Consider the following 23,530-nt stretch of genomic DNA (forward strand, 5'->3'; position numbering starts at 1 on the left):
TAGAGTGCCCCTTCAGCGGTGCCCGCCTGGGTCCCCGCGGCACCCCATGACGACCGCCAACGCCCCTTCCGCCTCACCATCTTCCTCGCCATCGCCCGCCGCCGCCATCCGCGCGCGGCTGATCCCGGCGCTGCAGGCCGTGCTGCCCGCGCATGCGCTGCTGTGGCAGGCCGAGGACACCACGCCCTACGAATGCGACGGGCTCACCGCCTACCGCCAGCGCCCGCTGGCCGTGGCCCTGCCCGAGACCGAGGACCAGGTGCAGGGCGTGCTGCGCGCCTGCCATGCGCTGTCGGTGCCCGTGGTGGCGCGCGGGGCCGGCACCGGGCTGTCGGGCGGGGCCATGCCGCACGCCCTCGGGGTGACGCTGTCGCTCGCCAAGTTCAACCGCATCCTGCGCATGGACCCGGTGTCGCGCACCGCCGTCGTGCAGTGCGGCGTGCGCAACCTGGCCATCAGCGAGGCCGCCGCGCCCCACGGGCTGTACTACGCACCCGACCCGAGCAGCCAGATCGCCTGCACCATCGGCGGCAACATCGCCGAGAACTCCGGCGGCGTGCACTGCCTGAAATACGGCCTCACGGTGCACAACGTGCTGCGCGTGCGCGGCTTCACCATGGAGGGCGAGCCCGTCACCTTCGGCAGCGAGGCGCTGGATTCGCCCGGCTACGACCTGCTGGCCGCGGTGATCGGCAGCGAGGGCATGCTGGCCGTGGCCACCGAAGTGACCGTGCGCCTGATCCCCAAGCCGCAGCTGGCGCGCTGCATCATGGCCAGCTTCGACGACGTGCGCCGGGCCGGCGATGCGGTGGCGGCCATCATCGCGGCCGGCATCATTCCGGCGGGCCTCGAAATGATGGACAAGCCCATGACCGCCGCGGTGGAGGATTTCGTCTGCGCCGGCTACGACCTCACCGCCGAGGCCATCCTGCTGTGCGAGAGCGACGGCACGCCCGAGGAGGTGCAGGAGGAGATCGGCCGCATGAGCGAGGTGCTGCGCGCGGCCGGCGCCACTGCCCTCACCGTGAGCCAGGACGAGGCCGAGCGCCTGCGTTTTTGGAGCGGCCGCAAGAACGCCTTTCCGGCCAGCGGCCGCATCAGCCCCGACTACATGTGCATGGACTCGACCATCCCGCGCAAGCGGCTGGCCGACATCCTGCTGGCCATTGCCGCGATGGAAAAGAAATACGGGCTGCGCTGCGCCAACGTGTTCCACGCGGGCGACGGCAACCTGCACCCGCTGATCCTGTTCGATGCCAACGACCCCGACCAGCTGCACCGCTGCGAGCTGTTCGGCGCCGACATCCTGGAGACCAGCGTGGCCATGGGCGGCACGGTGACCGGCGAGCACGGCGTGGGGGTGGAAAAGCTCAACTCCATGTGCACCCAGTTCACCACCGAGGAGAACGCGCAGATGTTCGCGCTCAAGGCGGCCTTCGACCCGGCGGGCCTGCTCAACCCGGGCAAGGTGATCCCCACGCTCAACCGCTGCGCGGAGTACGGAAAGATGCTGGTGCGCGGCGGCCGGATCGCCCACCCGGACCTGCCGCGGTTCTGAACGGCGCGCGGCCGGCCGCTGCCCACTCCCGCGCTCAGAGCATCAGCACCACGAGCAGACACACCACCCACGCCGCCAGCGGCGCGAGGCCCTGCCCCAGCCGCCGCGCGCGCCGGTAGAGGTAGGCGGGCGCCAGCCACACCCAGCCACGAAAGCCTGCGGTGTCGTGCCCGGCGCGCCACAGCCAGCGCTCGTCCACGAAGGCCAGCAGCACGTTGAACGCCACCGTCAGGAAGAAGAACGCCCCCGACTGCACGGCCCGCTGCGACACGTACGGATCGCGGTACACGAGGTAGGCCACGAAACCCTCCAGCGACACGCCCATCACCGGTGCGCAGGCCAGCAGCCAGGCCAGCGTGTTGTTCACGCTTCCGGCCCAGGGATCGGCGGGTGCGGGCAGGCCCAGGTGAGGCCCCAGGTGCGGTCGGAACTCCGAATGCTCCACCGGCACCCAGCACGGCAGGCCCGGGCGCCAGATGCGCTGGCCCGGGGGCAGGCGCCGGGCATCGATCAGGCGCACGATCTCGTCGTCGGGCACCGGGCCGCGGCACTCGCCCTGCGCCTCGTAGAACCAGCGGGCGTCCTCGCCCAGGTGGATGTCGACTTCCATGGTGTTCATCGCAGCCACTCCCCTTTGCGCAAGGTGGCGGAAGCCCGCTCGGCCGGATGGAGGACGGTGGGATCGGCCGGCGGCACCCGCATGACGGGCCGCGCCGCCGCGAGCCGGTGGTGCACGGCCCCGGCAGCGGGCAGCGGGCGGTAGCCGCGCCATGCCCGCTCCAGCAGGTGCCGGTAGCCCGGCGACAGGTCCGGCCCGTCGTGCGCGGCCTCGGCGAACACGAAGTCGGCCGACACCGGCTCACGCGCGGTGTGGCTGGCGTATTCGGTGTCCACGCGCGAACCGATCCAGACCGGCGCGGGCGCGTCCATGCGCCATTCGGTGATCTCGCGCACCCGCCGGAAATCGACCGACCGCTGGCGCAGCAGGTACAGCGCCTCGGCCCCGCCCGGCTCGCGCGCCGGCTCCGGCGGCAGGGCCGCGAGCGCCTCGCGCGTCAGCCGCGCATAGTGCGCCGTGGCCGGCCGGTGCTCGCAGGCGTATTCGACGATGCGGCGCCCGCGCGCATCCTGGAACGAGCGCCACTGCACGGCCGCGCAGGCCCCGCGGCCATCGAGCGCCGCGCCCACCACCCGGCCCGGCACGTCGCCGCGCTCCAGCCCCTTCACCTGCCGCACCGCGCCGTCGCCGCAGCCGGCGAGCGCCATCCCGGCGCAGACCAGCGCCACCCATCCCTTGTGCATCGTTCTTGCTCCCCTGCCGAGACCCTCGGCCAAGCCCTGAAAGGCCCGCCGGAATTCGGAAAGTTGACTTTTAATCAATTGTTTGCCGTGACTTTATCCGAAAATCAATCTTCCGTCACGGGGTCTGCCTAGCGTGCCGCCATGCACGATCCCAAGCAGCGGTTTGCCGAGAAATTACGAGAAGCCATGACAGCCGCCGGCTATGAGCCCAAGCCCTCCGTGCTGGAGCGGGAGTTCAACACCCGGCACTGGGGCAAACCCATGACCCTGCACGGCGTGCGCCGCTGGCTGCTGGGCGAGACCATGCCCGATGCCCGCAAGCTCATCACCCTGGCCGAATGGCTGGGCATGCCGGTGCAGGAGCTGGCCTTCGGCGTTGCCGACGGCAACGCGGTGCGCGAGGAAGCCGCCCAGTGGCACGTTGGCGTGGGCTACGAGGACCGCGAGCTGTTCGACACCTATCTCAAGCTGCCCGTGCCCAAGCGCCGCCTGGCGCGCGAGGTGATCCTGTCCATCGCCAAGGCCCACGCGGCCGATCAGCCCAAGCCGGCCGGCAAGACCCATTGACGCGGTCGCCGACCGTCACCCCGAATCACGATGGCCGCGTAACTCGAAGACGGAGTCAATCCACGGCCAACGGGCGTGCCTAGCGTGCCGCCCATGCAAGATCCCAAGCAACTGTTTGCCGAGAAATTACGCCAAGCCATGGTGGCTGCCGGCTACGAACCCAAGCCCTCCGTCCTCGAGCGGGAGTTCAACACCCGCCACTGGGGCAAGCCCATGACCCTGCACGGCGTGCGCCGCTGGCTGCTGGGCGAAACCATGCCGGATGCCCGCAAGCTCATCACCTTGGCCGAGTGGCTGCGCATGCCGGTGCAGGAACTGGCCTTCGGCACGCCCACGCCGCAGGCGCGCGAAGAAGCCGCCCGCTGGCACGTGAACCTGGGGTACGAGGACCGCGAACTGTTCGAGACCTACCTGAAGCTGCCCGTGCCCAAGCGCCGCCTGGCGCGCGAGGTGATCCTGGCGATCGCCAAGGCCCAGGCCGCCGAACAGACCCCGCGCGGCGGCAACCGCTGACAGGCCCCCGGCCGCCGGCCCGTCAGCCGGCGAACAGGGCGCCCACGCCCTGCGCCAGGTCGTCCGCATGCGACAGCACGAACAGCAGCAGGCCGATGAAGCCCCCCACCACCGTGCCGTTGATGCGGATGTACTGCAGGTCGCTGCCGATGTGCAGTTCCACCAGGCGCGCCAGCTCCTTGGCGTCCCAGCGGTCCACGGTGTTGCGGATGTGCTCGGCCACGAACTGCGACAGCTCGGGCGCCCACTGCGCCGCCCACAGCTCCAGCCGCACGTTCAGCCGCACCCGCAGCGCCGGATCGCCCGCGAGCGACAGGCCCAGCCACTGGCCCATGGCCGCCACCTTGCGCGAGACCGCCGAGTCCTCGTCGGCCAGGTCGCGCTGCAGGCGCTCGCGCAGGCTGGTCCACAGCGTCTGCACGTAGCGCCCCAGGGTGGCGTCGTTTTGCAGGTAGTGGCGGATCGCCATGCCGCGCTCGGCCCATTCCGGGTCGGATTGCAGGCGCTCCACCAGCCGCTGCACCGCCCCGTCCAGCGTGCCGCGCAGCTGGTGGGCCGGGTTGCCGGCCACCTCGGCCAGCAGGTTCTCGATGGCCTGTGCGATGGCGCCCGCGCCCTTCTCGCTCAGCCAGTCGGTGGGCAGCACCTTTTCCTTCAGCGGGTGCTCGCGCTTGATCCACTGCACGATGGTCTCGGCGATGAAGGTGCGGGTCTGCGGGTCGCGCACCAGGGTGGACAGGCGCGCCAGCAGGTCATCGAGCAGCGCCTGGTGGCGGCCGTTGTGGGTGAGCGCCTCCAGCGCCATGGCCATGGTGCGCGACAGGTCGATCTGCCCGATCAGCGTGCGCGCGGCGTCGTTCATGAAGCGCTGGATGCGCTCGTCCTCCACCGTCTCCAGCGCCGACAGCGCCAGGCGCGACATCTGCCGCGCCAGCAGCTGGGCGTTGCCCGGCGAGGTGAGCCACTGGCCCAGCATGTGGGCCGGGTCGTGGCGACGGATCATGGTGACCAGCGAAGGCGCATCGAGGAACTCGTCGCGCACGAACGACGCCAGGTTGCCGCCGATGCGCACCTTGTTGCGCGCGATGATGTCCGTGTGCCGCTGCACGAAGGGCAGCGGAATGCGCCGGAACAGCGCCGACACGGCGAACCAGTCGGCCAGGGCGCCCACCATGGCCGCCTCGGCCACGGCGCGCACGCATTCCACCGCCAGGCTGCGGGGCAGTGCATAGGTCAGCGCGAACACGGCGGCCACCGCCAGCAACAGGCCGGTGGCCAGCCACTTGGCCCGGGTCAGTGCGCGGGCCTGGTCTTCGTGGGTGCTCTGCATCGCGCAAGGATAGCCCGAGACCCCTGTGGGACAGGGCCGCTTCAGTGCGCTGGCGGGGCGGCGATCCGGTCCAGCGCCGCGGCCAGGTGGCCCACGGTGCGGTCCACGTGGTGCCACTTCTCCAGCCCGAACAGGCCGATGCGGAAGGTCTGGAAGTCCGGGCCCTCGCCGCACTGCAGCGGCACGCCGGCGGCGGTCTGCAGGCCGGCCTCCATGAACTTCCTGCCGTTCTGGATGCCGGGGTCGGTGGTGTAGCTCACGACCACGCCCGGGGCCTCGTAGCCCTCGGCGGCCACGCTCGGAAAGCCCCGCTCGCGCAGCAGCGCGCGCACCCGGGCGCCCAGTTCGATCTGTTCGGCACGCACCTTGTCAAAGCCGTAGTCGCGCGTCTCCACCATCACGTCGCGCAGCTGCACCAGCGCGTCGGTGGGCAGGGTGGTGTGGTAGGCGTGCTGGCCCTTTTCGTAGCCCTCGGCGATCTGCATCCACTTCTTGAGGTCGCAGGCGAAGCTGCTGCTCGTGGTGCCGTCGATGGCCTGGCGGGCGCGCTCGCTGAGCATGACCATGGCGCAGCAGGGCGAGCCGCTCCAGCCCTTTTGCGGGGCCGAGATCAGCACGTCCACGCCGGTGGCCTGCATGTCCACCCACACGGCACCGGAGGCCACGCAGTCCAGCACGAAGAGCGCGCCCACGTCGTGCGCGGCCTCGCTCACGGTGCGCAGGTAGTCGTCGGGCAGCAGGATGCCGCTGGCGGTCTCGACGTGGGGCGCGAACACCACCTTGGGCGATTCGGCGCGGATGGCGGCCGCCACCTCGTCGGCCGGGCACGGGGCCCACGGGGCCTGCGGGCCCTCGCCCTGCCGGCGGGCCTGGCACACCACCGCGCCGCCGCCCAGAGCGCCCGCGTCGAAGATCTGGCTCCAGCGGTAGCTGAACCAGCCGTTGCGCACGATGAGCACCTTCTCGCGGTTGGCGAACTGGCGCGCCACCGCCTCCATGCCGAAGGTGCCGCTGCCGGGCACCAGCACCGCCGTGTGGGCGTGGTAGACGCCCTTGAGCGTGGCCAGGATGTCCTGCATCACGCCGGTGAAGCGCCGGGACATGTGGTTGAGCGCCCGGTCGGTGTACACCACCGAGAATTCGAGCAGACCGTCGGGATCGATATCGGGCAGAAGGCCGGGCATGGTTGTCTCCGTGAGGGCTGGGCCAGCGCGCCGCACAGGCCGCACAGGCCGCGCTGGCCGCACAGGCCGCGCTGGCCGCACAGGCCGCGCTGGCCGGCAGACGGGGCGGACAAGGCCGGAAAAAATTGAGCGGGCCAGCTTAGCACGCGCACTTTCCGCAGGCCGCCCGCCCGCATCGCCGCCGCGATGGACGCAGTGCGCCCAACGCCGCTAGGATGCCGGACCGACCCTTTTCGACCCCAAGCCCCCACCAGGAGCCCCTCCCGATGCCCGACTTTCGCAGCGACACCGTCACCCAACCCACGCCGGCCATGCGCGACGCCATGTTCCAGGCCCCCCTTGGCGACGACGTGTTCGGCGACGACCCCACCGTGAACGCCCTGCAGGACCATGCGGCGCAACTGCTCGGCTTCGAGGCCGCGTTGTTCGCCTGCTCCGGCACGCAGACCAACCTGATCGCGCTCATGGGCCACTGCCAGCGCGGCGACGAAGCCATCGTGGGCCAGAGCTGGCACACCTACCGCTGGGAGGCGGGCGGCATGGCGGTGCTGGGCTCGATCCAGCCGCAGCCGGTGGAGACCCAGCCCGACGGCACGCTGCGCGTGGCCGACATCGCCGCCGCCATCAAGCCCGACGACCCGCACTTCGCCCGCACCCGCCTCGTGGTGCTGGAAAACACCACCGGCGGCCAGCCGCTGCCCACCGGCTACATCGCCGAGGTGGCCGCCCTCGCCCGCTCGCGCGGCCTGTCCATGCACCTGGATGGCGCGCGCATGTTCAACGCGGCCACGGCCCACGCCGAGAAGAACGGCACCGACGTGTACGACGAGGCGCGCGCGATCTGCTCGCACTTCGACTCGGCCTCGGTGTGCCTGAGCAAGGGCCTGGGCGCCCCCGTGGGTTCGCTGCTGCTGGGCTCGCACGACTTCATCCGCCAGGCGCGGCGCACGCGCAAGATCCTGGGCGGCGGCATGCGCCAGGCCGGCTTTCTGGCCGCCGCGGGGCTGCACGCGCTGCAGCACCACGTGCGCCGCCTGGCCGACGACCATGCCCTGGCGCGCCAGCTGGCAGAGGGCCTGGCTGAAGCCGGCCGCAGCCACCCCGTGCTGCAGGGGCGCCTGACCGTGGCCTCGGCCCACACCAACATCCTGTTCACCGACGTGGAGGCCGACGTGGCCCCGGCCTTCACCGCGTGGCTGGCCCAACACGGCGTGCGGGTGACCAGCGGCCTCTACGGCCGGGGCGCACGCCTGCGCTGGGTGGCGCACCTGGACGTGGGCCCCGAGGACGTGGCGCAGACGCTGGAGTGCGTGCGCCGGTTCGACGGGCGTGGGCAATGATCCGCTGAGGGGTCGGCAGGGGCTGCAGTCCCTGTGTCGCGCCGCAGGGGCGCGTGGATTGAAACTAAGCGATGAACGGGGGCTCGATGCCTGCCAGACGTCGCGCCTCTCGCAGGCGCGCGGGATTGAAACAACGGCGACATTTTGGACTGGGATGTGTCCAGCGTGTCGCGTCCCAAGTGGGGCGCGTGGGTTGAAACCGTGTCGGGCACCTGGAAGGCCAGCCGGCCTGCCAGGTGCACCGTGCGGACGGGTGGATGCCAGCGCGCTGGATCGGCCCGCGCCCTCGCACAGGGTGGCGCTCGAGCGGACACCCACCTGCAAGCAAGCTTGATGCTATATTTTTTGTAGCAACACAGGCAATCAGTACTAGGGCATGAAGGGGTTTTGACTCAAAAACCGCTCCACACCCAGTCGAACCGCACATCCAGCGGCAACTGGTGGATGCGGTAGGCCGCGGGCAGCGGCTCCAGCGGGCGCAGGCGCACCACGATCGACGGCATGCGCGGCGACAGCGGCGAGACGCGCTCAGCGGGAAGGCGTTCGGCCTCGGCCACCACGCCGACCACCTCGGCACGGATGCGCCCGCCGTCCATGAATTGCAGACTGGCCTGGCGCCCCACCTGGGCGTAGCGCGCCTCGTTGGGCAGCACGTAGGCGTGGACCATGGGCGCCCCGCGCCCCTGCAGCACGGCCACGTCGGTGCCGGGCACCACCCACTCGCCGCGGCGAACGAGCTGGCGCACCACGGTGGCGTCGAAGGGCGCGACCACGTCGGGCGACGGCAGCGCCGCGCCGGCGGCCAGCGGCCCCGTGCTTGCATTCGTGCCCGGCACCCCCGGGGCCGCGAGCGGCATGGGGCTCTGCGCGCGCAGCGCCGCCTGGGCGAGTGCGCGGTCGCGCGCCACCTGCGCGGCGGTCTCGGCCCGTTCGGCCCGCGCGCGGTCCACGCCGGCCTCGGCCTGCATCGCCTGCAGGCGCACGCCATCCAGCTCCTGGCGCGTGGCCGCGCCCTGCAGGCGCAGGCCTTCCATGGTGCGCACGCGCTCCTGGTGCAGGGCCGCCTGCCGCAGCGCCAGGCGCTCGGCCTCCTTCAGCCCGGCCAGGCGCGCGGCCTGGCCCTGCGCCACGGCCTGGGCCACGGCCGGATCGGTGGCGGCGGCCAGCGGCGCGGCCACGGCCGTGGAGGCCGGCGCCCCCGCGGCCGTGGGCGGCTCCAGCACCATCACCGGCTGGCCCGCGGGCACGGTCTCGCCCACGGCCACGATGCGCGCCACGCGCCCGGAGGTGTGCACGCCCACGGCCACCTGCTCGGTGACGACGAAGCCGGGTGCCGTCTCCCACCAGTAGGCGATGGCAAAGCGCATCAGCAGGTAGGCCGGCGCTGCAAGCACCATGGCCAGCAGCAGGTACCAGCGCCAGCGCGGCACCTGCCGCTTGGCGGCGGCGTAGCGCACCGGCAGGCCGTTGGCCTCTTGCGCCGAACCCGGCGGAATGTCGAACTGGATCTTCACGGGGCCGCCCCTTCAAAATCTTCCCACGCCTGCACCACCACGCCGGCGAACGCCGGCAGGTCGGACAGGGACTGTGCGAGCACGCGCCAGCGCTGCAGTGCCGCGGCGCGGCCCACGCCATGGCTGCTTTCCTCGCGGGTGAGCGAGTCCTCCATGCTCTGGGCCACCGCCACGCGCAGGCCGGGCACGGCCTGCCGCACCAGCGGGCGCGCCAGCTCGGCCGCGCGCTCGGGCCGGCTCACGTAGACCATGGCCACGACCTCGGTGGCGCCGGCGGCCTGCAGGCGCTGCGCGAGGCCGGGCACCTGCAGCTCGCGGTAGTGCGTGGTCAGCGCCAGGGGCCAGGGCGTGGCGGCGCGCACCGCGCGCAGCGTGGCCACGGTGCCGTCCTCCCAGCCGGGCTGGTCGGCGGCGTCGAGCTGGCTGCGCTCCAGGTCGAGGTTGAGCCCGTCGAACGGTAGGTGGCGCAGCGGCGCCAGCAGCGCCAGCAGGGCCTCGCGCCCGGCGGGCAGCACCCAGCTGGGCTCGCCCAGCATCAGCTCCACCGCCATGCCCCGATCGTGCGCGTGCTCCAGCAGGCGTCGCAGGGCGGCCCGGCCTGGTGGGCGGGCCAGGGCGCGCAGCTGCGCGCTGGTGAAGGACAGCAGCACGCGCTGGCTGTCCTGCGGCATGGCATCGAGCCGGGCGGGCCGGTCCAGCAACGCCTGCCCGCTCCAGGAGAACCACCCCAGGCCCGGCGCACGCGCCTGCGGGGCCGGCTCGCCCCGCGCCGCCGGCGGCAGCGCGGACAGGGCGGTGAGCGCGGGCGCGAGCAGGTCGGGCAGGGGCTCGGCCGCGCCCGGCTGCGGCGGGCAGGGGCTGCCGAGCGCCAGCACGTCGAGCGCGGCCAGCGCCCGGCGCTCCGAGCCGTCGACGACCTGCAGCGAAGCCTGGTAGAGGGCGTAGCGCGCCATCAGCAGGCGCGAGTAGCCGTCGCCGTCGAAGGCATCGAGCCGCAGGCGCGCCACGCGCAGGCCCTCCTGGGCCGCCTGCAGCCGGTTCAAAAAGCCGGGCATCTCGCCGCCGCGCAATTGCCAGTCGGCCAGGGCCTGGTCCAGCACCGAGCGGTATTCGCCCAGGCGCAGTTCCATCAACTGATCGGCCCGGTCGCGCTCGCTCTGCAGCTGGCCCCGAGCGGCGTCGCGCTGCGCGCGCCACTCCAGGGGCATGGAGAAATCCACGCCGACGACGGTGCTGCGGCCCGGCTGGCCGCCGATGTCGCGGCTCACCGACTGCGACAGCGACACGCCGGCCTCCAGGCCCGTGTGCTGCGCGTTCTCCAACTGCGCGGCGGCGGTGTCACGCTCGGTGCGGGCCTGGGCGATGGCGGGGTCGTCGCCCGCCTGCGCGAGCAGCGCCTCGCGGTCCATGCAGCGCGCGGGCCAGCCCGGGATGGCGGTGTCCACCCGCGCCACGGGCTGCCCCGCCAGCCGCGCGAGCGTGCGCAGCGCGCTGGACTGCGCGGCGCGCTGGGCATCGTGCGCGGCCTGCACGCCATCGAACAGCGCCGACAGGTCGAGCCGGTCGGCCTCCAGCATCACGCCGGCCTGGCGCCGGTGCAGCAGCTGCGCCTCCACGGGCGCGCGCACGGACAGGAATTCCTGCGCCAGCAGGCGCCGCTGCAGGCTGTGCGCGAACCGCACATAGGCCTGGCGCACGGCCAGCCGCACGTTCCGCTGTGCCTGGGCCTGCCGCAGCCGGCCCAGCGATTCAGCGCCCTCGGCCTCGCGCACGCCACGCTGCTGGGCCTCGCGGCTGCCCAGCAGCGGCCAGCGCACGCCGACCTGGGCCTGGCCGCGCTGGTAGTCGCGGCTGGTGGTGTCGGTGACGGACTCGCGCACGCCCCCGAGGCTGGCGCCGCCGAACACGCGCGCGCCCTGCCCGGCGCGCGCCGCGCCGGTGCGCTGCGCGGCCACGTCGGCCTCGGCCTGCGCCAGCCGCACGGCCGGGGCCTGCACCTCGGCCCAGCCTTCCAGCTCCGCCAGGGTGGCAGGCGCCTGGGCCAGCACGTCGGCGGGCAGTGCGGGCGGCGCCTCCAGCGCCAACACGGGGGGCGCCAGCAGCGGGGCCGGCTCGGCCGCCAGCGCGCCCGCGCCCCACCCCAGCAGGCACAGCACCGCGGCCCATGGCAAAAGACGTTCCCCCAGGCGATGCGGCATATCAGAACTTGGTTTTGCGCAGCACCCACCAGGGGGCCATCGCGGAGTCCAGGTGGGTCTTCAGGAAGACCTCCTGCAGGATCGAGAACGTGCAGTGCACGCGGTTGACGAAGGCGAAGAGCGGAAACAGCGGCAGGAACCGCAGGTAGGCCGCGTCGTGCCGGGGCCGCTCGGACACGGCCACGAGGTACAGCAGGAAATAGAACAGCAGCGCCGCGAGGTACACCGCATAGACGAACCCCAGCACCCCCAGCACCGCACCCACCGGCAGCGTGAACAGCATCACGCCGGTGTAGGCCACGATGAGGAAAGGCATGAGCACCTGCATCACCAGCCCGTTCACCACCACGAACAGGAAATTGCGCCAGCCCAGCAGGCGCGGGCGCAGGTTCAGGCGGAACTTGCGGATGAAGATGTAGAACATGTCGCCGTCCCAGCGCAGGCGCTGGCGAAAGAACACGCGCCAGGTGTCCGGCGCGTCGGTGTGGCCTACGGCATGCGGGTCGAACACGATGCGCAGGCCCGGATGGCGGCCGAAGTACTGCTTGATGCGCATCGTCATGTCCAGGTCCTCGGCCGTGCCCGCGTCCCAGCCGCCCAGGTTGCGGATGAAGCTGGCGCGGAACACGCCGAACGCCCCCGAGATGTTGTTGACGATGTTGAACTCCGACAGCCCCGTCTTGCCCGCGCCGATGGACAGCATGTATTCCAGCGCCTGCATGCGCGCGGCCAGCGAGCGGCGGGCGTTGCGCACGCGCAGGCTGCCGGCGACGCCCACCACGCCGGGGTCGTCGAAGTGCCGCGTGGCGTGGCGCACCATGTCGTTGTCGAACGAGGTGTCGCCATCGAGCGCCATCACGATCTCGCCGCTGGCGATCGACAGCCCGGCGTTCAGCGACGACACGCGGCCGCCGCGCTGCCACTTGGGCAGCACCACCAGCACGCGCCGGCGCGCACCGGCCAGCAGTTCGCGCGCGCCGCGGGCCGCACGCAGCGTGGGCTCGTTCTGCACCGCACCGTCCACCACGGCGATGATCTCGATGAAGCCCGGGTAGATCTGCTGGGCGAGCGACTGGATGGTCTTGCGCACGTCGTCGCCCTCGGAGTAGCAGGTGATGACGCAGGACACGCGCGGATAGCGCTCGCGCTGCAGGTAGGGCCGGTGCTCGCGCAGGCCGTACTTCACCATGCCCGCGCACACGAGCAGGAAGAACGGCGCCTCCAGCAGCACCACGAACGGGAAGAACTTCAGCGCCAGCTCCACCCACGACTGGTGCGTCGCGCTGGAAAACAGCGTGACGAACGCGAACACCACCTGCTCCCACATGCGTTCAGGCCCCGTCGCGCAGCCGCGCCATCAGGTCCGCAGCCTGCTCGCCGGAGCGCAGGCCGCCCGGCACCTCCAGGTGCCGGATGCGCGTGCGCAGCGGCATCGCGGCCGCGCCGCCGCTCGCGCTTTGGAGCGACGCCTGCAGGCGCGCGGCCAGTCCCTCGGGCGAGGAGAACGGCAGGAAGAGCCACAGGCATTCCTCCTGCGTGCGCGTGGTGATGTCCGAGGTGCGCAGCAGTTCGTGCAGGCGCCGCGCGAACTCGTCGAGCATCAGGAACACGCGCGAGGCGCCTTCGCGTTCGATCACCTCGGCCGCGTTCTGGAACTCCACCAGCATCAGCGCGAAACGCATCTCGCCGTGGCGCGCATGCGTGGCCAGCGCCCAGTCGAGCATGCGGCGGAAATCGGCGGGCGGCACGTAGTGCGCGGAGTCGAGCGCGGCGAACGATTCCTGGATCTGCCCGGCGCGCAGCGCGGCACGGCCCTGCGGGCTCAGACGCAGCGACGAGATCTCGCGCACGTCCAGCGTGCTGGGCTCGGCCGTGGTGCGGCAATCCAGGCAGCGGGCCACCACCTGGGTCTCCACGAACACGTGGTGGCAGCTGCCGCAGGCGTACTGCGTGAGCGGCCGGTCGTAGTCCACGCCGATGTGCCGCAGCATGGCGTTGCACTTGGGGCACGAGAGCGCGCCATCGGCATGGAAGTCGGCCTCGGGTGCCACGTGGCCGCAGGCGAAGCAATGCAGCGAGGGCGACTTGCGGATGTGGATGCTGGTGCAGTGCGGGCACACGTCCAGGTAGTGGATGTGCGCGCTGCCGCAGGTGCGGCAGTGCCGTGTGCGGTCCACCAGCTCGGCGGGCTCCAGCAGCCGGCGCCGCGTGAGGCCGGCCACGCATGCGTCGGCATCGTCGCCGGGCCGGGCCAGCGCCTCGACCATCGGGTAGCGGTACAGCGCCAGGCTGGCACGGTCGCATTGCGGCTGCAACTGGGCGCCGTCGCGCAGGCACAGGAAATACAGCACCCGCTCGTCGAAATGCAGGGCCGCGGGATTGAGCGGCAGGCTGCGCCGCACGGCCAGGCACAGCTCGCTGGCGGCCAGGGCGGCAGCATATGGCGCGGCGCCATCGGCCAGCCAGGGCGGGGCCGCATCGCCGGGCGCCACGAACAGGGGGCGGTCCCACCAGACGCTGGAGCGCAATTGGGCCGCCAACGCGGCGGGGGCATCGCCCTCCCAGCCATCCAGGTAGAACCCCAGGGGCTCCACGCCGGAGTCCGCGAAGGCCTCCCATGCACTCCAGGCCCTGGCCCTCGATTCGCCGGCCGCCAACTGCCCGGAAGGCCGCAGCACCACCATCGTTTCCAACGCCACGGCCGGCGTGATTTCAACATTCAAAACAACTATCCATTCGCGTTACGCCATAGAGCATGGCCGGCCGGATTCTAAGAGTGGGCCTTCCCGCACCCGGTAGGACAAGGCCGTCCGCGAGCCAGTGCTGTGCAACCCTTTGCAAGCGCCGGCGGGCTTCGCCAACGTTCAGCGGATCGAGCAGGGCTGCGTGCTGATGAACAAGGCCGGGGCCACCATGACGGAGGTGGTGTCGTCCATCCGCCGCGTGACGGACCTCATGCAGGAAATCAGCGCGGCCAGCAACGAGCAGGCGATGGGCGTCGCCCAGGTCGGCCAGGCCGTGTCGCAGATGGACCAGGTCACCCAGCAAAACGGCAGCGTGGTCGTGCAGATGGCGGCGTCCGCCAGCGGCATGAAGGACCGCACCAGCGCCCTGCTGCAGGCCGTGGGGGTGTTCCGGCTGAATCAGGAAAACGCCGCGGCCGGTTCGTCGCCGCCACTGGGCTGGGGCCGCCGGGCCTGAGCGTGGCGCGACCCCGGCCTCAGGCGGGGGCCGCCCTGGTGCCGAAGACGCCCGTGCCGACCCGCACCAGGGTGCTCCCCGCGTGGATCGCGGCCTCCAGGTCGGCGGTCATGCCCAGCGACAGCGTGTCGAACGCCGCGAAGCCCTCGCCACCCTCCCCCCGGATCTGGTCGAACAGCGCCTTCGCCGCCGCATGGACCGCCAACTGCGCGGCGAAATCGGGGGCCACGTCCGGAATGCTCATCAGGCCCCGCAGCCGCAACCGTGGCAGCCGCGCAACAGCCTGTGCCAGGGCCCGGGCCTCGGCCGGCGGCACACCCGCCTTGGTCGCGCCGCCGTCCACATTCACCTGGATGCACACGTCCAGCGGCGCCAGGCCGGCGGGCCGCTGCTCCGACAGGCGCTGCGCGATCTTTTCGCGGTCCACGGTGTGGACCCAGTCGAAATGCTCGGCCACCTGCCGGGTCTTGTTGCTCTGCACGGGACCGATGCAATGCCACTGCAGCGGCGGCGCCCAGGGCGTGGCGCCGCCTTGCAGCGCGGCGATCTTCGCCACGCCTTCCTGGATGTAGTTCTCGCCGAACGCGCGCTGCCCGGCCTCGGCGGCACGGCGCACGGCGTCGTCGCCGAAGGTCTTGGAAACGGCCAGCAAGCGCACGCTGGCGGGGTCGCGCCCGGCCGCGGCGCAGGCCTGCGCGATGCGCCCAAGAACCTGTTGGAGGTTGTTACCAATCGTCGTCATAATGATTCCTCTGAGCGTACCAAACGACCGAGGGACCCCGTGGACATCACCCAACTGCTGGCATTCAGCGTGAAGAACAAGGCTTCTGACCTGCACTTGTCGGCGGGCCTTCCACCCATGATCCGGGTCCACGGCGACGTGCGGCGCATCAACGTCGATGCGCTCGACCACAAGACCGTCCACGCCATGGTCTACGACATCATGAGCGATGCGCAGCGCAAGGCCTACGAAGAGTTCCTGGAAGTGGACTTTTCATTCGAGATCGAGGGCCTGGCGCGCTTTCGCGTCAACGCCTTCAACCAGAACCGCGGCGCGGCCGCCGTGTTCCGGACCATTCCGAGCAAGATCCTGACGCTGGAGCAGCTCAACGCCCCCAAGATCTTCGGCGAACTGGCCTTGAAGCCGCGCGGCCTGGTGCTGGTCACCGGCCCCACGGGCTCGGGCAAGTCCACCACGCTGGCGGCCATGGTCAACTTCCTGAACGAAAGCGAATACGGCCACATCCTCACGGTGGAGGACCCGATCGAGTTCGTGCACGAATCCAAGAAGTGCCTGATCAACCAGCGCGAGGTCGGGCCGATGACGCTGTCGTTCGCGGCCGCCCTCAAGTCGGCATTGCGCGAAGACCCGGACGCCATCCTGGTGGGCGAAATGCGCGACCTGGAAACCATCCGCCTGGCCATGACGGCCGCGGAAACGGGCCATTTGGTGTTTGGCACGCTGCACACCTCCAGCGCCGCCAAGACCATCGACCGGATCATTGACGTGTTCCCCGCCGAGGAAAAGGAAATGGTGCGGGCCATGCTGTCCGAGTCGCTGCAGGCCGTCATTTCGCAGACGCTGTGCAAGACCAAGGACGGCCAGGGCCGTGTCGCGGCGCACGAGATCATGCTGGGCACCAGCGCCATCCGCAACCTGATCCGCGAGGCCAAGGTGGCGCAGATGTACTCCACCATCCAGACCAGCAGCAGCGCCGGCATGCAGACCCTCGACCAGAACCTGACCGACCTGGTCCGGCGCAACGTCATCAGCCCGGCCGAGGCGCGGGGCAAGGCGAAGATCCCCGACAACTTCCCGGGTTGATGCACACCGCATCCCTCCCCGTCCACCCACCCCAGAGATTCGCGGCCTTTTCCAGGCGGCACACCGGAGCATCCCCTATGAAAGGCATCCTCGGCCTCTTGAAGGCCAAGACCCGCGGCGGCAAAGCGGCGGAAGAAGGCGGCGACTCCGTCTTCTTCACCACCGCCTTCGCCGGACAAGGCGTGGACGACGCCATGCTGGTGCCCTGGGAAGCCCGTGCCGTCGAGGTGGGCGCCAGGCGCATGGCCGCCAGCCGCGGCGGCAAGCTGCTGCAGGCGCTGTGGTCCAAGGACAAATATATGGCGCACCTGGACCGGGACGCCGTCGAGCGCATGGAGCGCTTCTTCGAGTTCGCGGCCGTCGCGCCCAACCGCGATGTGATCCGCCAGGACGAGTACGGCAACTTCATGGTGGTGCTGCTCACCGGCACGATCGCCGTCGATCGCGTGCAGCCCTGGGGCGAGCACCTGCGCTTGGCGGAAACCCGTCCCGGCGATATCCTGGGCGAAATGTCGCTGCTGGACAGCGGTATCCGCTTTTCGGCCTGCACCACGCTGACCGACTGCGAGATCGCGGTGCTCAGCGCGGAGGCCATGGACGACATGATGACCAAGGACCCCCAGCTGGCCGCCAGCCTGGTGGCCCTGCTGGCACGCAAGCTCTCGCTGCGCCTTCGCGTCGTGAGCGCCCGCCTGTCCGACAGCCAGAAATGACGCACCGCGCTGCAACCACCCCAGGGAGAGCTGATGGAACGCGATCAGGCCAGTAAATTCATCAACGATCTGCTCAAGCTCATGGTGAGCCGCGGCGGCAGCGACCTGTTCATCACGGCCGAGTTTCCGCCCGCGATCAAGGTGGACGGCAAGGTCACCAAGGTGTCGCCCCAGCCGCTCACACCCGCCCACACGCTGACGCTGGCGCGCGCCATCATGAGCGACAAGCAGGTGGCGGACTTCGAGCGCACGAAGGAGTGCAACTTCGCCATCTCGCCCGCCGGCATCGGGCGCTTCCGCGTGAACGCGTTCATCCAGCAAAGCCGCGTCGGCATGGTGCTGCGGACCATTCCGCTCACGCTGCCGACCATCGACGGGCTGGGCGTGCCGCAGGTGCTCAAGGAAGTCACGATGACCAAGCGGGGCCTGTGCATCCTGGTGGGCGCCACGGGCTCGGGCAAATCGACCACGCTGGCGGCGATGGTGGACTGGCGCAACGAGAACTCGTTCGGCCACATCATCACCGTGGAAGACCCGATCGAGTTCGTGCATCCGCACAAGAACTGCGTAGTCACCCAGCGCGAGGTCGGGCTCGATACCGACAGCTGGGAAGCCGCCCTCAAGAACACGCTGCGGCAGGCGCCGGACGTCATCCTGATGGGCGAGATCCGCGACCGCGAAACCATGGAGCACGCGGTCGCCTTCGCCGAAACCGGCCACCTGTGCCTGGCCACGCTGCACGCCAACAGCGCCAATCAGGCGCTGGACCGCATCATCAACTTCTTCCCGGAAGAGCGGCGCGCGCAGCTCCTCATGGACCTGTCGCTCAACCTGCGCGGCATGATCTCCCAGCGCCTCATCCCCAAGCAGGATGGCAAGGGCCGGGCCGCCGCGGTCGAGGTGATGCTGAACACCCCTCTGATCGCCGACCTGATCTTCAAGGGCGAAGTCGCCGAGATCAAGGAGATCATGAAGAAGAGCCGGAACCTCGGCATGCAGACCTTCGACCAATCGCTGTTCGACCTGTTCGAGGCCAACGTCATCACTTACGAAGACGCGCTGCGCAACGCCGACTCGCTGAACGACCTGCGCCTGCAGATCAAGCTGGGCAGCCAGCGCGCCAAGACCACCGACCTGGCCTCGGGCACCGAGCACTTCGCCATCGTCTGACGCCAGCCGCCCCACCACCCGCCCTTGCCCGGCGGGTTTTCTTTTTTCTGAAATGGAGCCCTCTCCCATGCCCAGCACGAATCCCCGCAGCTACGACGCCACGCCTTCCCGCAAGGTCGCCTTTCTCGGCCTGGGCGTCATGGGCTACCCCATGGCAGGGCACCTCGCCCACGCCGGCCATTCCGTCACCGTGTACAACCGCACCGCCGCCAAATCGGCCGCTTGGTGCGAAGAGTTCGCGGGCAGCGCCGCGCCCCGGCACGCCCCCACGCCGCGCGAAGCGGCCCAGGGAGCGGACATCGTCTTTTGCTGCGTCGGCAACGACGACGACCTGCGCTCCGTCACGCTGGGTGCCGATGGCGCATTCGCCGGCATGCAGCCTGGCGCGGTCTTCGTCGATCACACCACTGCATCGGCCGAGGTCGCTCGCGAGCTGTACGGCGCGGCGCGCACGCTGGGACTGCAGTTCATCGATGCCCCCGTGTCCGGCGGCCAGGCCGGGGCCCAGAACGGCCAGCTGACCGTGATGTGCGGCGGCGACGCCGGCACCTTCGACAGCGTGAAGCCCACGGCGCTGGCCTTTTCTCGGGCCTTCACCCGCGTGGGCGACAGCGGTTCGGGCCAGCTGGCCAAGATGGTCAACCAGATCTGCATCGCCGGCATCGTGCAGGGCCTGTCGGAGGCCATCGCCTTCGGCCAGCATGCCGGGCTCGACATGCCGCTGGTACTGGACGTCATCGGAAAAGGGGCCGCGCAAAGCTGGCAGATGGACAACCGCGGCAAGACCATGGTGGAGGGCCGCTTCGACTTCGGCTTCGCCGTGGACTGGATGCGCAAGGACCTCGGCCTGGTCCTCGACGAATCCCGCCGCAACGGCGCACGCGTGCCGGTCACGGCGCTGGTGGACCAGTTCTATGCCGATGTGCAGCAGCACGGCGGCGCCCGGTGGGACACCTCCAGCCTGATCACGCGGCTGGGGCGCCAGAAAACGAACGGATAAAAGAACCGATCGCTCAGCCGGACCGCGCCTTCGTGGCGGTGGCCAGCGGTCCGGTGCCAGAACCTCTTCCAGGCGGGTTCGCTGGCTGCCGACGTTCAGCGGACCGGTACGTTGGGCGAAGCGTCCGTGGTGACAGGCGCGGGACGCTGCTGCGCGAAGCCACGCTCCAGTTCCTGCTGCGTGATGATCTCGAACACGCGCACGACCTTGCGCACGCCGTTCACGCCCCGGGCGATGTCGGAAGCCCGGTCCGCCTCGCGCTGCGTCACGCGTCCCATGAGGTACACCGTCTCGCGCTCGGTGACCACCTTGTAGGCACTCGCGAACAGGTCCTTGGCATCGACAAAGCTTGCGCGCACCTTGCCGGTGATCAGCGTGTCGTTGGAACGCTGCGTGAGGGAACTGGGGGACATCACGGCCAGGTCGTTGACGACCGAGCGCACGTTCTCCACTGCCAACGCGGTCTGCTCGAGTTTTTCCTTGTCCTGCGCGGTCGGCACTTCGCCCGTCAGCAGCACTTGCCGGTTGTAGCTGGTCACATTGACATGGACGCGGTCGCCGAAGGTGTCGCGAATGCGGTTGGAGGCGCGCAATTCGATGCCTTCGTCCTCCACCTGCGTGCCCGTCGTGCGCCGGTCCGACGCCATCATGCTGCCCATGACGGCAGCGCCGCCTACCACCAGTGGAGCACATGCCGAGAGGGCCGCCCCCAAGGCGCCCACGGCCAGCAGGGTGCAAGTCAATCGGGTCAAGCGGGTCATCGGGAAGCTCATAGCGGTATCTCCTGTTCACCAAGTAATTGGGCGTCCACGCCGTCGCACAAGCAGTGCAGGACGAGCGAATGCACCTCCCGCACGCGTGCGGCGCGGTCGTGGGGCACGGCGATCAAGACGTCAGTCTCGCGCAGCATGCCGGCCATCCGGCCACCGCTGCGACCCGAAAGGGCGACGACGGTCATGTCTCTTTCATGCGCTGCATCGCATGCGGCCAGCAGCGGCAGGTCATTGCCGGACTCCGACAGGGCCAGCAGGACATCGCCCGCGTGCCCGAGCGCGCGCACCTGGCGAGCCAGCGCGTCGATGTCCGGGCCCTCCAGGCCTGCAGGGGTCCAGATCGCGTCGGGCGCCAGTGCCATGGCGGCCAGTTCCGGCCGCTCCCGCTCGAACCCAGCCACGCACAGTGCCGCAAACTGCTGCGCCTGCGCCGCGGCCGGGCCGCTGCCGCAGGCAAGCACCTTGCCGCCGCTGGTGACGCAGGCGAGGATGGCCTGCACAGCGGAAGCGATGGGATGGCTCAGGGTCTGCGCGGACTGGTATTTGAGGTCGGCGCTGTCGATGAAATGCTGTTGGATGCGTTGCTCTAGCATGAGACAAAGATGATACCCGGGGGGTCGGCGCCGTTTGGGTCAACCATGGACGACAGGCGTAAAACACTGCATCCTGTTTGACTCCAACCAAGGGCTCGAAGCGTTACTGCGCCTCGAAGGCGCCACGCAGCCACTGCACTGAATCGCCTTCCACCAGGACCGCATCGAATCGACATGGCGGCGGTGCAGGCAGGCGCATCAGGTAGCAGCGGGCGGCGAACACGATCCGCTGCTGCTTGGTCCGGCCGATGCTGGCACCCGCGCCGCCAAACGCGCTGCTGGCGCGGCTTCGCACTTCCACGAACACCACCGTTCCATCGCGATCCCGCACGATCAGATCGATCTCGCCGCCGCCACGCCCGGGCGTTCGATAATTGCGCTCGACCAGCCGCAGTCCAGCGGCTTGCAGGTGAGCCAACGCGAGGTCTTCGGCAGCATTGCCGACCACGCGCGTGGTGGCCGCCGGTTTTTTCCCAAGGAATCCCATTGAGCGCCTCTTTCGCTTCAGCCCTGAACGCCGCACGCGACGCGGCGGCTGCGCAGCATTATCCGCAAGGGGCTCTGTACGTGGTGGCCACGCCCATCGGCAACTTGGCCGACATCACACTGCGGGCGCTGCACGTTCTGCAACTGGCCGACACCATCGCCTGCGAAGACACCCGCCACACCCAGGCGCTGCTGCGTGCCTACGGCATAGAAAAACCCGGCAGCCAATTGCTGGCGGTGCACCAGCACAACGAGGCCGAGGCATCGCATGCGGTGGTGGAGCGTTTGCGCGCGGGGCAGCGGGTGGCATACGCCAGTGACGCGGGCACCCCGGGTGTTAGCGATCCGGGGGCGCGGATCGTTGCTGCCGTGCATGCAGCAGGGTTGCGCGCCGTGCCACTGCCAGGGGCGAGCAGCGTGACCTCGGCACTCAGCGCAGCAGGCGCCGTGGCCCAGGGGGCCGAAGGTTTTCTTTTTGCCGGATTTCTTCCGACCAAGAGCGGTGAGCGGGCAACGGCAGTGCAGCAGCTCGCCACGGAAACCCGCTGTGTGGTGCTGCTGGAGGCCCCGCACCGCATCGCCGAACTGGCACAGGCCCTTGTCATCCTGGGAGAACGGCAGGTCACGCTCGCCAGGGAGCTGACCAAACAGTTCGAAGAAATTGCCACCCAGCCCGCCCATGCCCTGCCCGCCTGGCTGGCCGGCGGACCACAACGCTCGCGGGGCGAGTTCGTGGTGCTGTTGCATCCGGCGCAGGCAGCGCAGGACGATGGCGACAGCCTGCGCGTGCTGAAGTTGTTGATGCAGGAACTCCCGCTCAAAACCGCCGTCCGCCTGGCGGCCGAGATCACAGGGGCATCGCGCAATGCCCTGTACCAATCGGCTTTGGCGCTCAAGCAGGAAGGTGGAGCACAGGCCTAGCGGACCTGGCACATGCCAAGCGATGCAATGCAGCCACTGGCGATGGTGAACGCATCCCCCTGCAGGCAAGTCCGTTAGCCGACCGTGTACGCAAGTCCGGACGCCACGCCGCCGAACAGGTCGCCTTTCATCTGAGTCACGTGTGGGAAGGCCTTCTTCAACGCGGTACGCAGTGGACGTAATGCAGAAGAGCCGCCCGTGAGATAAATGGCATCGATGCCATTGGCGTCCAGTCCGGCCTTGCGCAGGCATTCCTGGGCGCAATCCACGATCTGCTGCAAAGGCCCTTCCAGTTGCGCCTCCAGAACATCGGGTGAAATGAAGGATTGCAGATCGGCTTCGAGCCAATCCAGCACGATGGGTTCTTCAGCGCTGTTTTGCGACACCGCGATCTTGGCCTGCTCCACCGCATTGGCCAAACGGTGCCCCCACCGCTCGTTGAGCACCTCCATCAATCGGTCGTGCAGGCGAAGGTCTGCATAGTCGGTCCGAAGGGCTTGCGCTTCCCTCAGGGCTTTGGCGCTGTACAGCCATTGGATCAGGTGCCACGTCGATAGATCGAAGAACACGCGGCTGGGGACCTCCCGACCACTGGGTCCGATGTGGCGCAAACCGAGCAGCGGCATGACCTGAGCCCGGCTCAACCGCTGGTCGAAATCGGTCCCACCCAAGTGCACCCCGGAAGTGGCCAGCACGTCGGAACTGCGATCGGCCAGCAGAGCACGTTTGGGGCCGAGGCGCACGACGGTGAAATCCGAGGTCCCCCCGCCGATATCCACCACCAGCACCAATGATTCATGCGTGATCCGCTGCTCATGGTCCAGCGCCGCTGCAATGGGCTCCAGTTGAAAGGAGACATTGGTAAACCCCGCATCCAAGGCCGCCTGTCGCAAGGCGTCTTCCGCCTGCGCATCACGCGCTTCGTCGCCATCCACGAAGTGGACAGGCCGCCCCATGACAACGCGGTCTGGCATCGCGCCCAGCGCCTGCCGGGCCGGCCCTGCCAACGTGCGCAGAAACAGGGCGATGATGTCTTGATAGCTCACCATGCTCTGGTGAACCGCTGTCTTGTCCTGCAGGAGCGCGCTGCCGAGCAGGCTTTTCAGCGACCGCATGAGCCGCCCTTCCGTCCCCGCGAGGTAATGCGCCACGGCATCGCGTCCGATGTGTGTCTGATGGTCTTCCGTATTGAAGAACAGGGCGGTCGGCAATGTGGTTGCAGTCCCTTCCAACGGTAGCAACGTGGCCACGCCCCTGCCCCGTCTCACTGCCATGGCGGAATTAGAGGTGCCGAAATCAATGCCAAGCGTGGTTTCTTCTGAGGATGTCATCGTGAACAAAG

At 69.8% G+C, this 23,530-nt stretch carries 23 protein-coding genes; 10 read left to right on the forward strand and 13 right to left on the reverse strand.

Annotation, left to right across the window (positions count from 1 at the left end; translation table 11 throughout):
• The first annotated feature begins 46 nt into the window (after positions 1–46).
• The gene (locus AVKW3434_RS18150; protein WP_284393961.1) at positions 47–1,558 is read left to right on the forward strand and encodes an FAD-linked oxidase C-terminal domain-containing protein; all 1,512 of its coding nucleotides are present in this window, start codon (positions 47–49) and stop codon (positions 1,556–1,558) included.
• A 34-nt stretch (positions 1,559–1,592) separates the two neighbouring features.
• On the opposite strand, the gene AVKW3434_RS18155 is transcribed toward AVKW3434_RS18150, so the two are convergent.
• Both AVKW3434_RS18155 and AVKW3434_RS18160 read right to left on the reverse strand, forming a co-directional pair.
• Complete coding sequence (locus AVKW3434_RS18155; protein ID WP_284393963.1) at positions 1,593–2,177, reverse strand: GYF domain-containing protein; 585 nt, start codon at positions 2,175–2,177, stop codon at positions 1,593–1,595.
• Complete coding sequence (locus tag AVKW3434_RS18160) at positions 2,174–2,860, reverse strand: hypothetical protein (protein WP_284406961.1); 687 nt, start codon at positions 2,858–2,860, stop codon at positions 2,174–2,176. The genes AVKW3434_RS18155 and AVKW3434_RS18160 overlap by 4 nt, the downstream gene beginning before the upstream one ends.
• A 141-nt stretch (positions 2,861–3,001) precedes the next feature.
• Here AVKW3434_RS18160 and AVKW3434_RS18165 point away from each other — a divergent pair, with 141 nt between their 5' ends.
• Both AVKW3434_RS18165 and AVKW3434_RS18170 read left to right on the forward strand, forming a co-directional pair.
• Entirely contained in the window at positions 3,002–3,427 is a 426-nt protein-coding gene (locus tag AVKW3434_RS18165) for an XRE family transcriptional regulator (RefSeq protein ID WP_284406962.1), read from the forward strand.
• A 93-nt stretch (positions 3,428–3,520) separates the two neighbouring features.
• Entirely contained in the window at positions 3,521–3,940 is a 420-nt protein-coding gene (locus tag AVKW3434_RS18170) for an XRE family transcriptional regulator (RefSeq protein ID WP_272566942.1), read from the forward strand.
• Between the two features lie 22 nt (positions 3,941–3,962).
• Here AVKW3434_RS18170 and AVKW3434_RS18175 read toward each other — a convergent pair whose 3' ends face one another.
• A complete protein-coding gene (locus AVKW3434_RS18175) occupies positions 3,963–5,270 on the reverse strand; it encodes a DUF445 domain-containing protein (RefSeq protein WP_272566941.1) in 1,308 nt (435 codons plus the stop codon).
• 41 nt (positions 5,271–5,311) lie between these two features.
• Positions 5,312–6,454, reverse strand: coding sequence for an aminotransferase class V-fold PLP-dependent enzyme (locus tag AVKW3434_RS18180; RefSeq protein WP_284406963.1), 1,143 nt, complete (start codon positions 6,452–6,454; stop codon positions 5,312–5,314).
• Positions 6,455–6,720: 266 nt separating this feature from the next.
• Here AVKW3434_RS18180 and ltaE point away from each other — a divergent pair, with 266 nt between their 5' ends.
• Positions 6,721–7,794, forward strand: a complete 1,074-nt coding sequence (gene ltaE / locus AVKW3434_RS18185; protein ID WP_284406964.1) for a low-specificity L-threonine aldolase — start codon at positions 6,721–6,723, stop codon at positions 7,792–7,794.
• Between the two features lie 392 nt (positions 7,795–8,186).
• On the opposite strand, the gene AVKW3434_RS18190 is transcribed toward ltaE, so the two are convergent.
• Genes AVKW3434_RS18190 through AVKW3434_RS18205 form a run of 4 tightly spaced genes read right to left on the reverse strand, consistent with a single transcriptional unit; the run spans position 8,187 to position 14,229 of the window.
• A complete protein-coding gene (locus AVKW3434_RS18190) occupies positions 8,187–9,308 on the reverse strand; it encodes an HlyD family secretion protein (RefSeq protein WP_284406965.1) in 1,122 nt (373 codons plus the stop codon).
• Positions 9,305–11,506: a TolC family protein gene (locus AVKW3434_RS18195; protein WP_284406966.1), complete on the reverse strand. Its 2,202-nt coding sequence runs from the start codon at positions 11,504–11,506 to the stop codon at positions 9,305–9,307. Before AVKW3434_RS18195 ends, AVKW3434_RS18190 begins: the two co-directional genes overlap by 4 nt.
• 1 nt (position 11,507) lies before the next feature.
• The gene (locus AVKW3434_RS18200; protein WP_284406967.1) at positions 11,508–12,833 is read right to left on the reverse strand and encodes a glycosyltransferase family 2 protein; all 1,326 of its coding nucleotides are present in this window, start codon (positions 12,831–12,833) and stop codon (positions 11,508–11,510) included.
• 4 nt (positions 12,834–12,837) lie between these two features.
• On the reverse strand, positions 12,838–14,229 hold the full coding sequence (locus AVKW3434_RS18205; protein WP_284406968.1) for a TackOD1 domain-containing metal-binding protein: 1,392 nt from the start codon (positions 14,227–14,229) through the stop codon (positions 12,838–12,840).
• Between the two features lie 112 nt (positions 14,230–14,341).
• Between AVKW3434_RS18205 and AVKW3434_RS18210 the strand changes: the two genes are divergently transcribed.
• On the forward strand, positions 14,342–14,707 hold the full coding sequence (locus AVKW3434_RS18210; RefSeq protein WP_349816841.1) for a methyl-accepting chemotaxis protein: 366 nt from the start codon (positions 14,342–14,344) through the stop codon (positions 14,705–14,707).
• 19 nt (positions 14,708–14,726) lie between these two features.
• Here AVKW3434_RS18210 and AVKW3434_RS18215 read toward each other — a convergent pair whose 3' ends face one another.
• A complete protein-coding gene (locus AVKW3434_RS18215) occupies positions 14,727–15,449 on the reverse strand; it encodes a YggS family pyridoxal phosphate-dependent enzyme (RefSeq protein WP_284406969.1) in 723 nt (240 codons plus the stop codon).
• Between the two features lie 39 nt (positions 15,450–15,488).
• Between AVKW3434_RS18215 and AVKW3434_RS18220 the strand changes: the two genes are divergently transcribed.
• The 4 genes from AVKW3434_RS18220 to AVKW3434_RS18235 all read left to right on the forward strand — a co-directional run bounded on the left by AVKW3434_RS18220 (position 15,489) and on the right by AVKW3434_RS18235 (position 19,415).
• Positions 15,489–16,532 carry a type IV pilus twitching motility protein PilT gene (locus tag AVKW3434_RS18220; protein WP_092744851.1) on the forward strand — a complete coding sequence of 348 codons (1,044 nt, stop codon included), beginning with the start codon at positions 15,489–15,491 and terminating at the stop codon, positions 16,530–16,532.
• A gap of 77 nt (positions 16,533–16,609) precedes the next feature.
• Positions 16,610–17,245: a cyclic nucleotide-binding domain-containing protein gene (locus AVKW3434_RS18225; RefSeq protein WP_272566930.1), complete on the forward strand. Its 636-nt coding sequence runs from the start codon at positions 16,610–16,612 to the stop codon at positions 17,243–17,245.
• 33 nt (positions 17,246–17,278) lie between these two features.
• A complete protein-coding gene (locus tag AVKW3434_RS18230) occupies positions 17,279–18,415 on the forward strand; it encodes a PilT/PilU family type 4a pilus ATPase (protein WP_272566929.1) in 1,137 nt (378 codons plus the stop codon).
• A gap of 67 nt (positions 18,416–18,482) precedes the next feature.
• On the forward strand, positions 18,483–19,415 hold the full coding sequence (locus AVKW3434_RS18235; RefSeq protein WP_272566928.1) for an NAD(P)-dependent oxidoreductase: 933 nt from the start codon (positions 18,483–18,485) through the stop codon (positions 19,413–19,415).
• A gap of 95 nt (positions 19,416–19,510) precedes the next feature.
• Here AVKW3434_RS18235 and AVKW3434_RS18240 read toward each other — a convergent pair whose 3' ends face one another.
• The 3 genes from AVKW3434_RS18240 to AVKW3434_RS18250 form a co-directional block, all read right to left on the reverse strand.
• A complete protein-coding gene (locus AVKW3434_RS18240) occupies positions 19,511–20,188 on the reverse strand; it encodes a BON domain-containing protein (RefSeq protein ID WP_502869117.1) in 678 nt (225 codons plus the stop codon).
• Positions 20,185–20,781 (reverse strand): SIS domain-containing protein, encoded by a 597-nt coding sequence (locus tag AVKW3434_RS18245; protein WP_284406971.1) that lies wholly within the window; start codon positions 20,779–20,781, stop codon positions 20,185–20,187. Before AVKW3434_RS18245 ends, AVKW3434_RS18240 begins: the two co-directional genes overlap by 4 nt.
• Positions 20,782–20,884: 103 nt before the next feature.
• Complete coding sequence (locus AVKW3434_RS18250) at positions 20,885–21,268, reverse strand: YraN family protein (RefSeq protein WP_284406972.1); 384 nt, start codon at positions 21,266–21,268, stop codon at positions 20,885–20,887.
• Between AVKW3434_RS18250 and rsmI the strand changes: the two genes are divergently transcribed.
• A complete protein-coding gene (gene rsmI / locus AVKW3434_RS18255; RefSeq protein ID WP_284406973.1) occupies positions 21,268–22,188 on the forward strand; it encodes a 16S rRNA (cytidine(1402)-2'-O)-methyltransferase in 921 nt (306 codons plus the stop codon). The two genes, AVKW3434_RS18250 and rsmI, sit on opposite strands and share 1 nt — an antisense overlap.
• A 74-nt stretch (positions 22,189–22,262) precedes the next feature.
• On the opposite strand, the gene AVKW3434_RS18260 is transcribed toward rsmI, so the two are convergent.
• A complete protein-coding gene (locus AVKW3434_RS18260; protein WP_284406974.1) occupies positions 22,263–23,519 on the reverse strand; it encodes an Hsp70 family protein in 1,257 nt (418 codons plus the stop codon).
• Positions 23,520–23,530: the final 11 nt, after the last annotated feature.

Origin of the sequence: Acidovorax sp. SUPP3434, assembly GCF_030159015.1 — a bacterium.
Taxonomy (GTDB): Bacteria; Pseudomonadota; Gammaproteobacteria; order Burkholderiales; family Burkholderiaceae_C; genus Paracidovorax.

Coding starts and splice junctions, on each gene's coding strand:
- AVKW3434_RS18150 (WP_284393961.1), top strand. CDS start 47: ATGACGACCGCCAACGCCCCTTCCGCCTCACCATCTTCCTCGCCATCG.
- AVKW3434_RS18155 (WP_284393963.1), bottom strand. CDS start 2,177: ATGAACACCATGGAAGTCGACATCCACCTGGGCGAGGACGCCCGCTGG.
- AVKW3434_RS18160 (WP_284406961.1), bottom strand. CDS start 2,860: ATGCACAAGGGATGGGTGGCGCTGGTCTGCGCCGGGATGGCGCTCGCC.
- AVKW3434_RS18165 (WP_284406962.1), top strand. CDS start 3,002: ATGCACGATCCCAAGCAGCGGTTTGCCGAGAAATTACGAGAAGCCATG.
- AVKW3434_RS18170 (WP_272566942.1), top strand. CDS start 3,521: ATGCAAGATCCCAAGCAACTGTTTGCCGAGAAATTACGCCAAGCCATG.
- AVKW3434_RS18175 (WP_272566941.1), bottom strand. CDS start 5,270: ATGCAGAGCACCCACGAAGACCAGGCCCGCGCACTGACCCGGGCCAAG.
- AVKW3434_RS18180 (WP_284406963.1), bottom strand. CDS start 6,454: ATGCCCGGCCTTCTGCCCGATATCGATCCCGACGGTCTGCTCGAATTC.
- ltaE (WP_284406964.1), top strand. CDS start 6,721: ATGCCCGACTTTCGCAGCGACACCGTCACCCAACCCACGCCGGCCATG.
- AVKW3434_RS18195 (WP_284406966.1), bottom strand. CDS start 11,506: ATGCCGCATCGCCTGGGGGAACGTCTTTTGCCATGGGCCGCGGTGCTG.
- AVKW3434_RS18200 (WP_284406967.1), bottom strand. CDS start 12,833: ATGTGGGAGCAGGTGGTGTTCGCGTTCGTCACGCTGTTTTCCAGCGCG.
- AVKW3434_RS18215 (WP_284406969.1), bottom strand. CDS start 15,449: ATGACGACGATTGGTAACAACCTCCAACAGGTTCTTGGGCGCATCGCG.
- AVKW3434_RS18225 (WP_272566930.1), top strand. CDS start 16,610: ATGAAAGGCATCCTCGGCCTCTTGAAGGCCAAGACCCGCGGCGGCAAA.
- AVKW3434_RS18230 (WP_272566929.1), top strand. CDS start 17,279: ATGGAACGCGATCAGGCCAGTAAATTCATCAACGATCTGCTCAAGCTC.
- AVKW3434_RS18235 (WP_272566928.1), top strand. CDS start 18,483: ATGCCCAGCACGAATCCCCGCAGCTACGACGCCACGCCTTCCCGCAAG.
- AVKW3434_RS18240 (WP_502869117.1), bottom strand. CDS start 20,188: ATGAGCTTCCCGATGACCCGCTTGACCCGATTGACTTGCACCCTGCTG.
- AVKW3434_RS18245 (WP_284406971.1), bottom strand. CDS start 20,781: ATGCTAGAGCAACGCATCCAACAGCATTTCATCGACAGCGCCGACCTC.
- AVKW3434_RS18250 (WP_284406972.1), bottom strand. CDS start 21,268: ATGGGATTCCTTGGGAAAAAACCGGCGGCCACCACGCGCGTGGTCGGC.
- AVKW3434_RS18260 (WP_284406974.1), bottom strand. CDS start 23,519: ATGACATCCTCAGAAGAAACCACGCTTGGCATTGATTTCGGCACCTCT.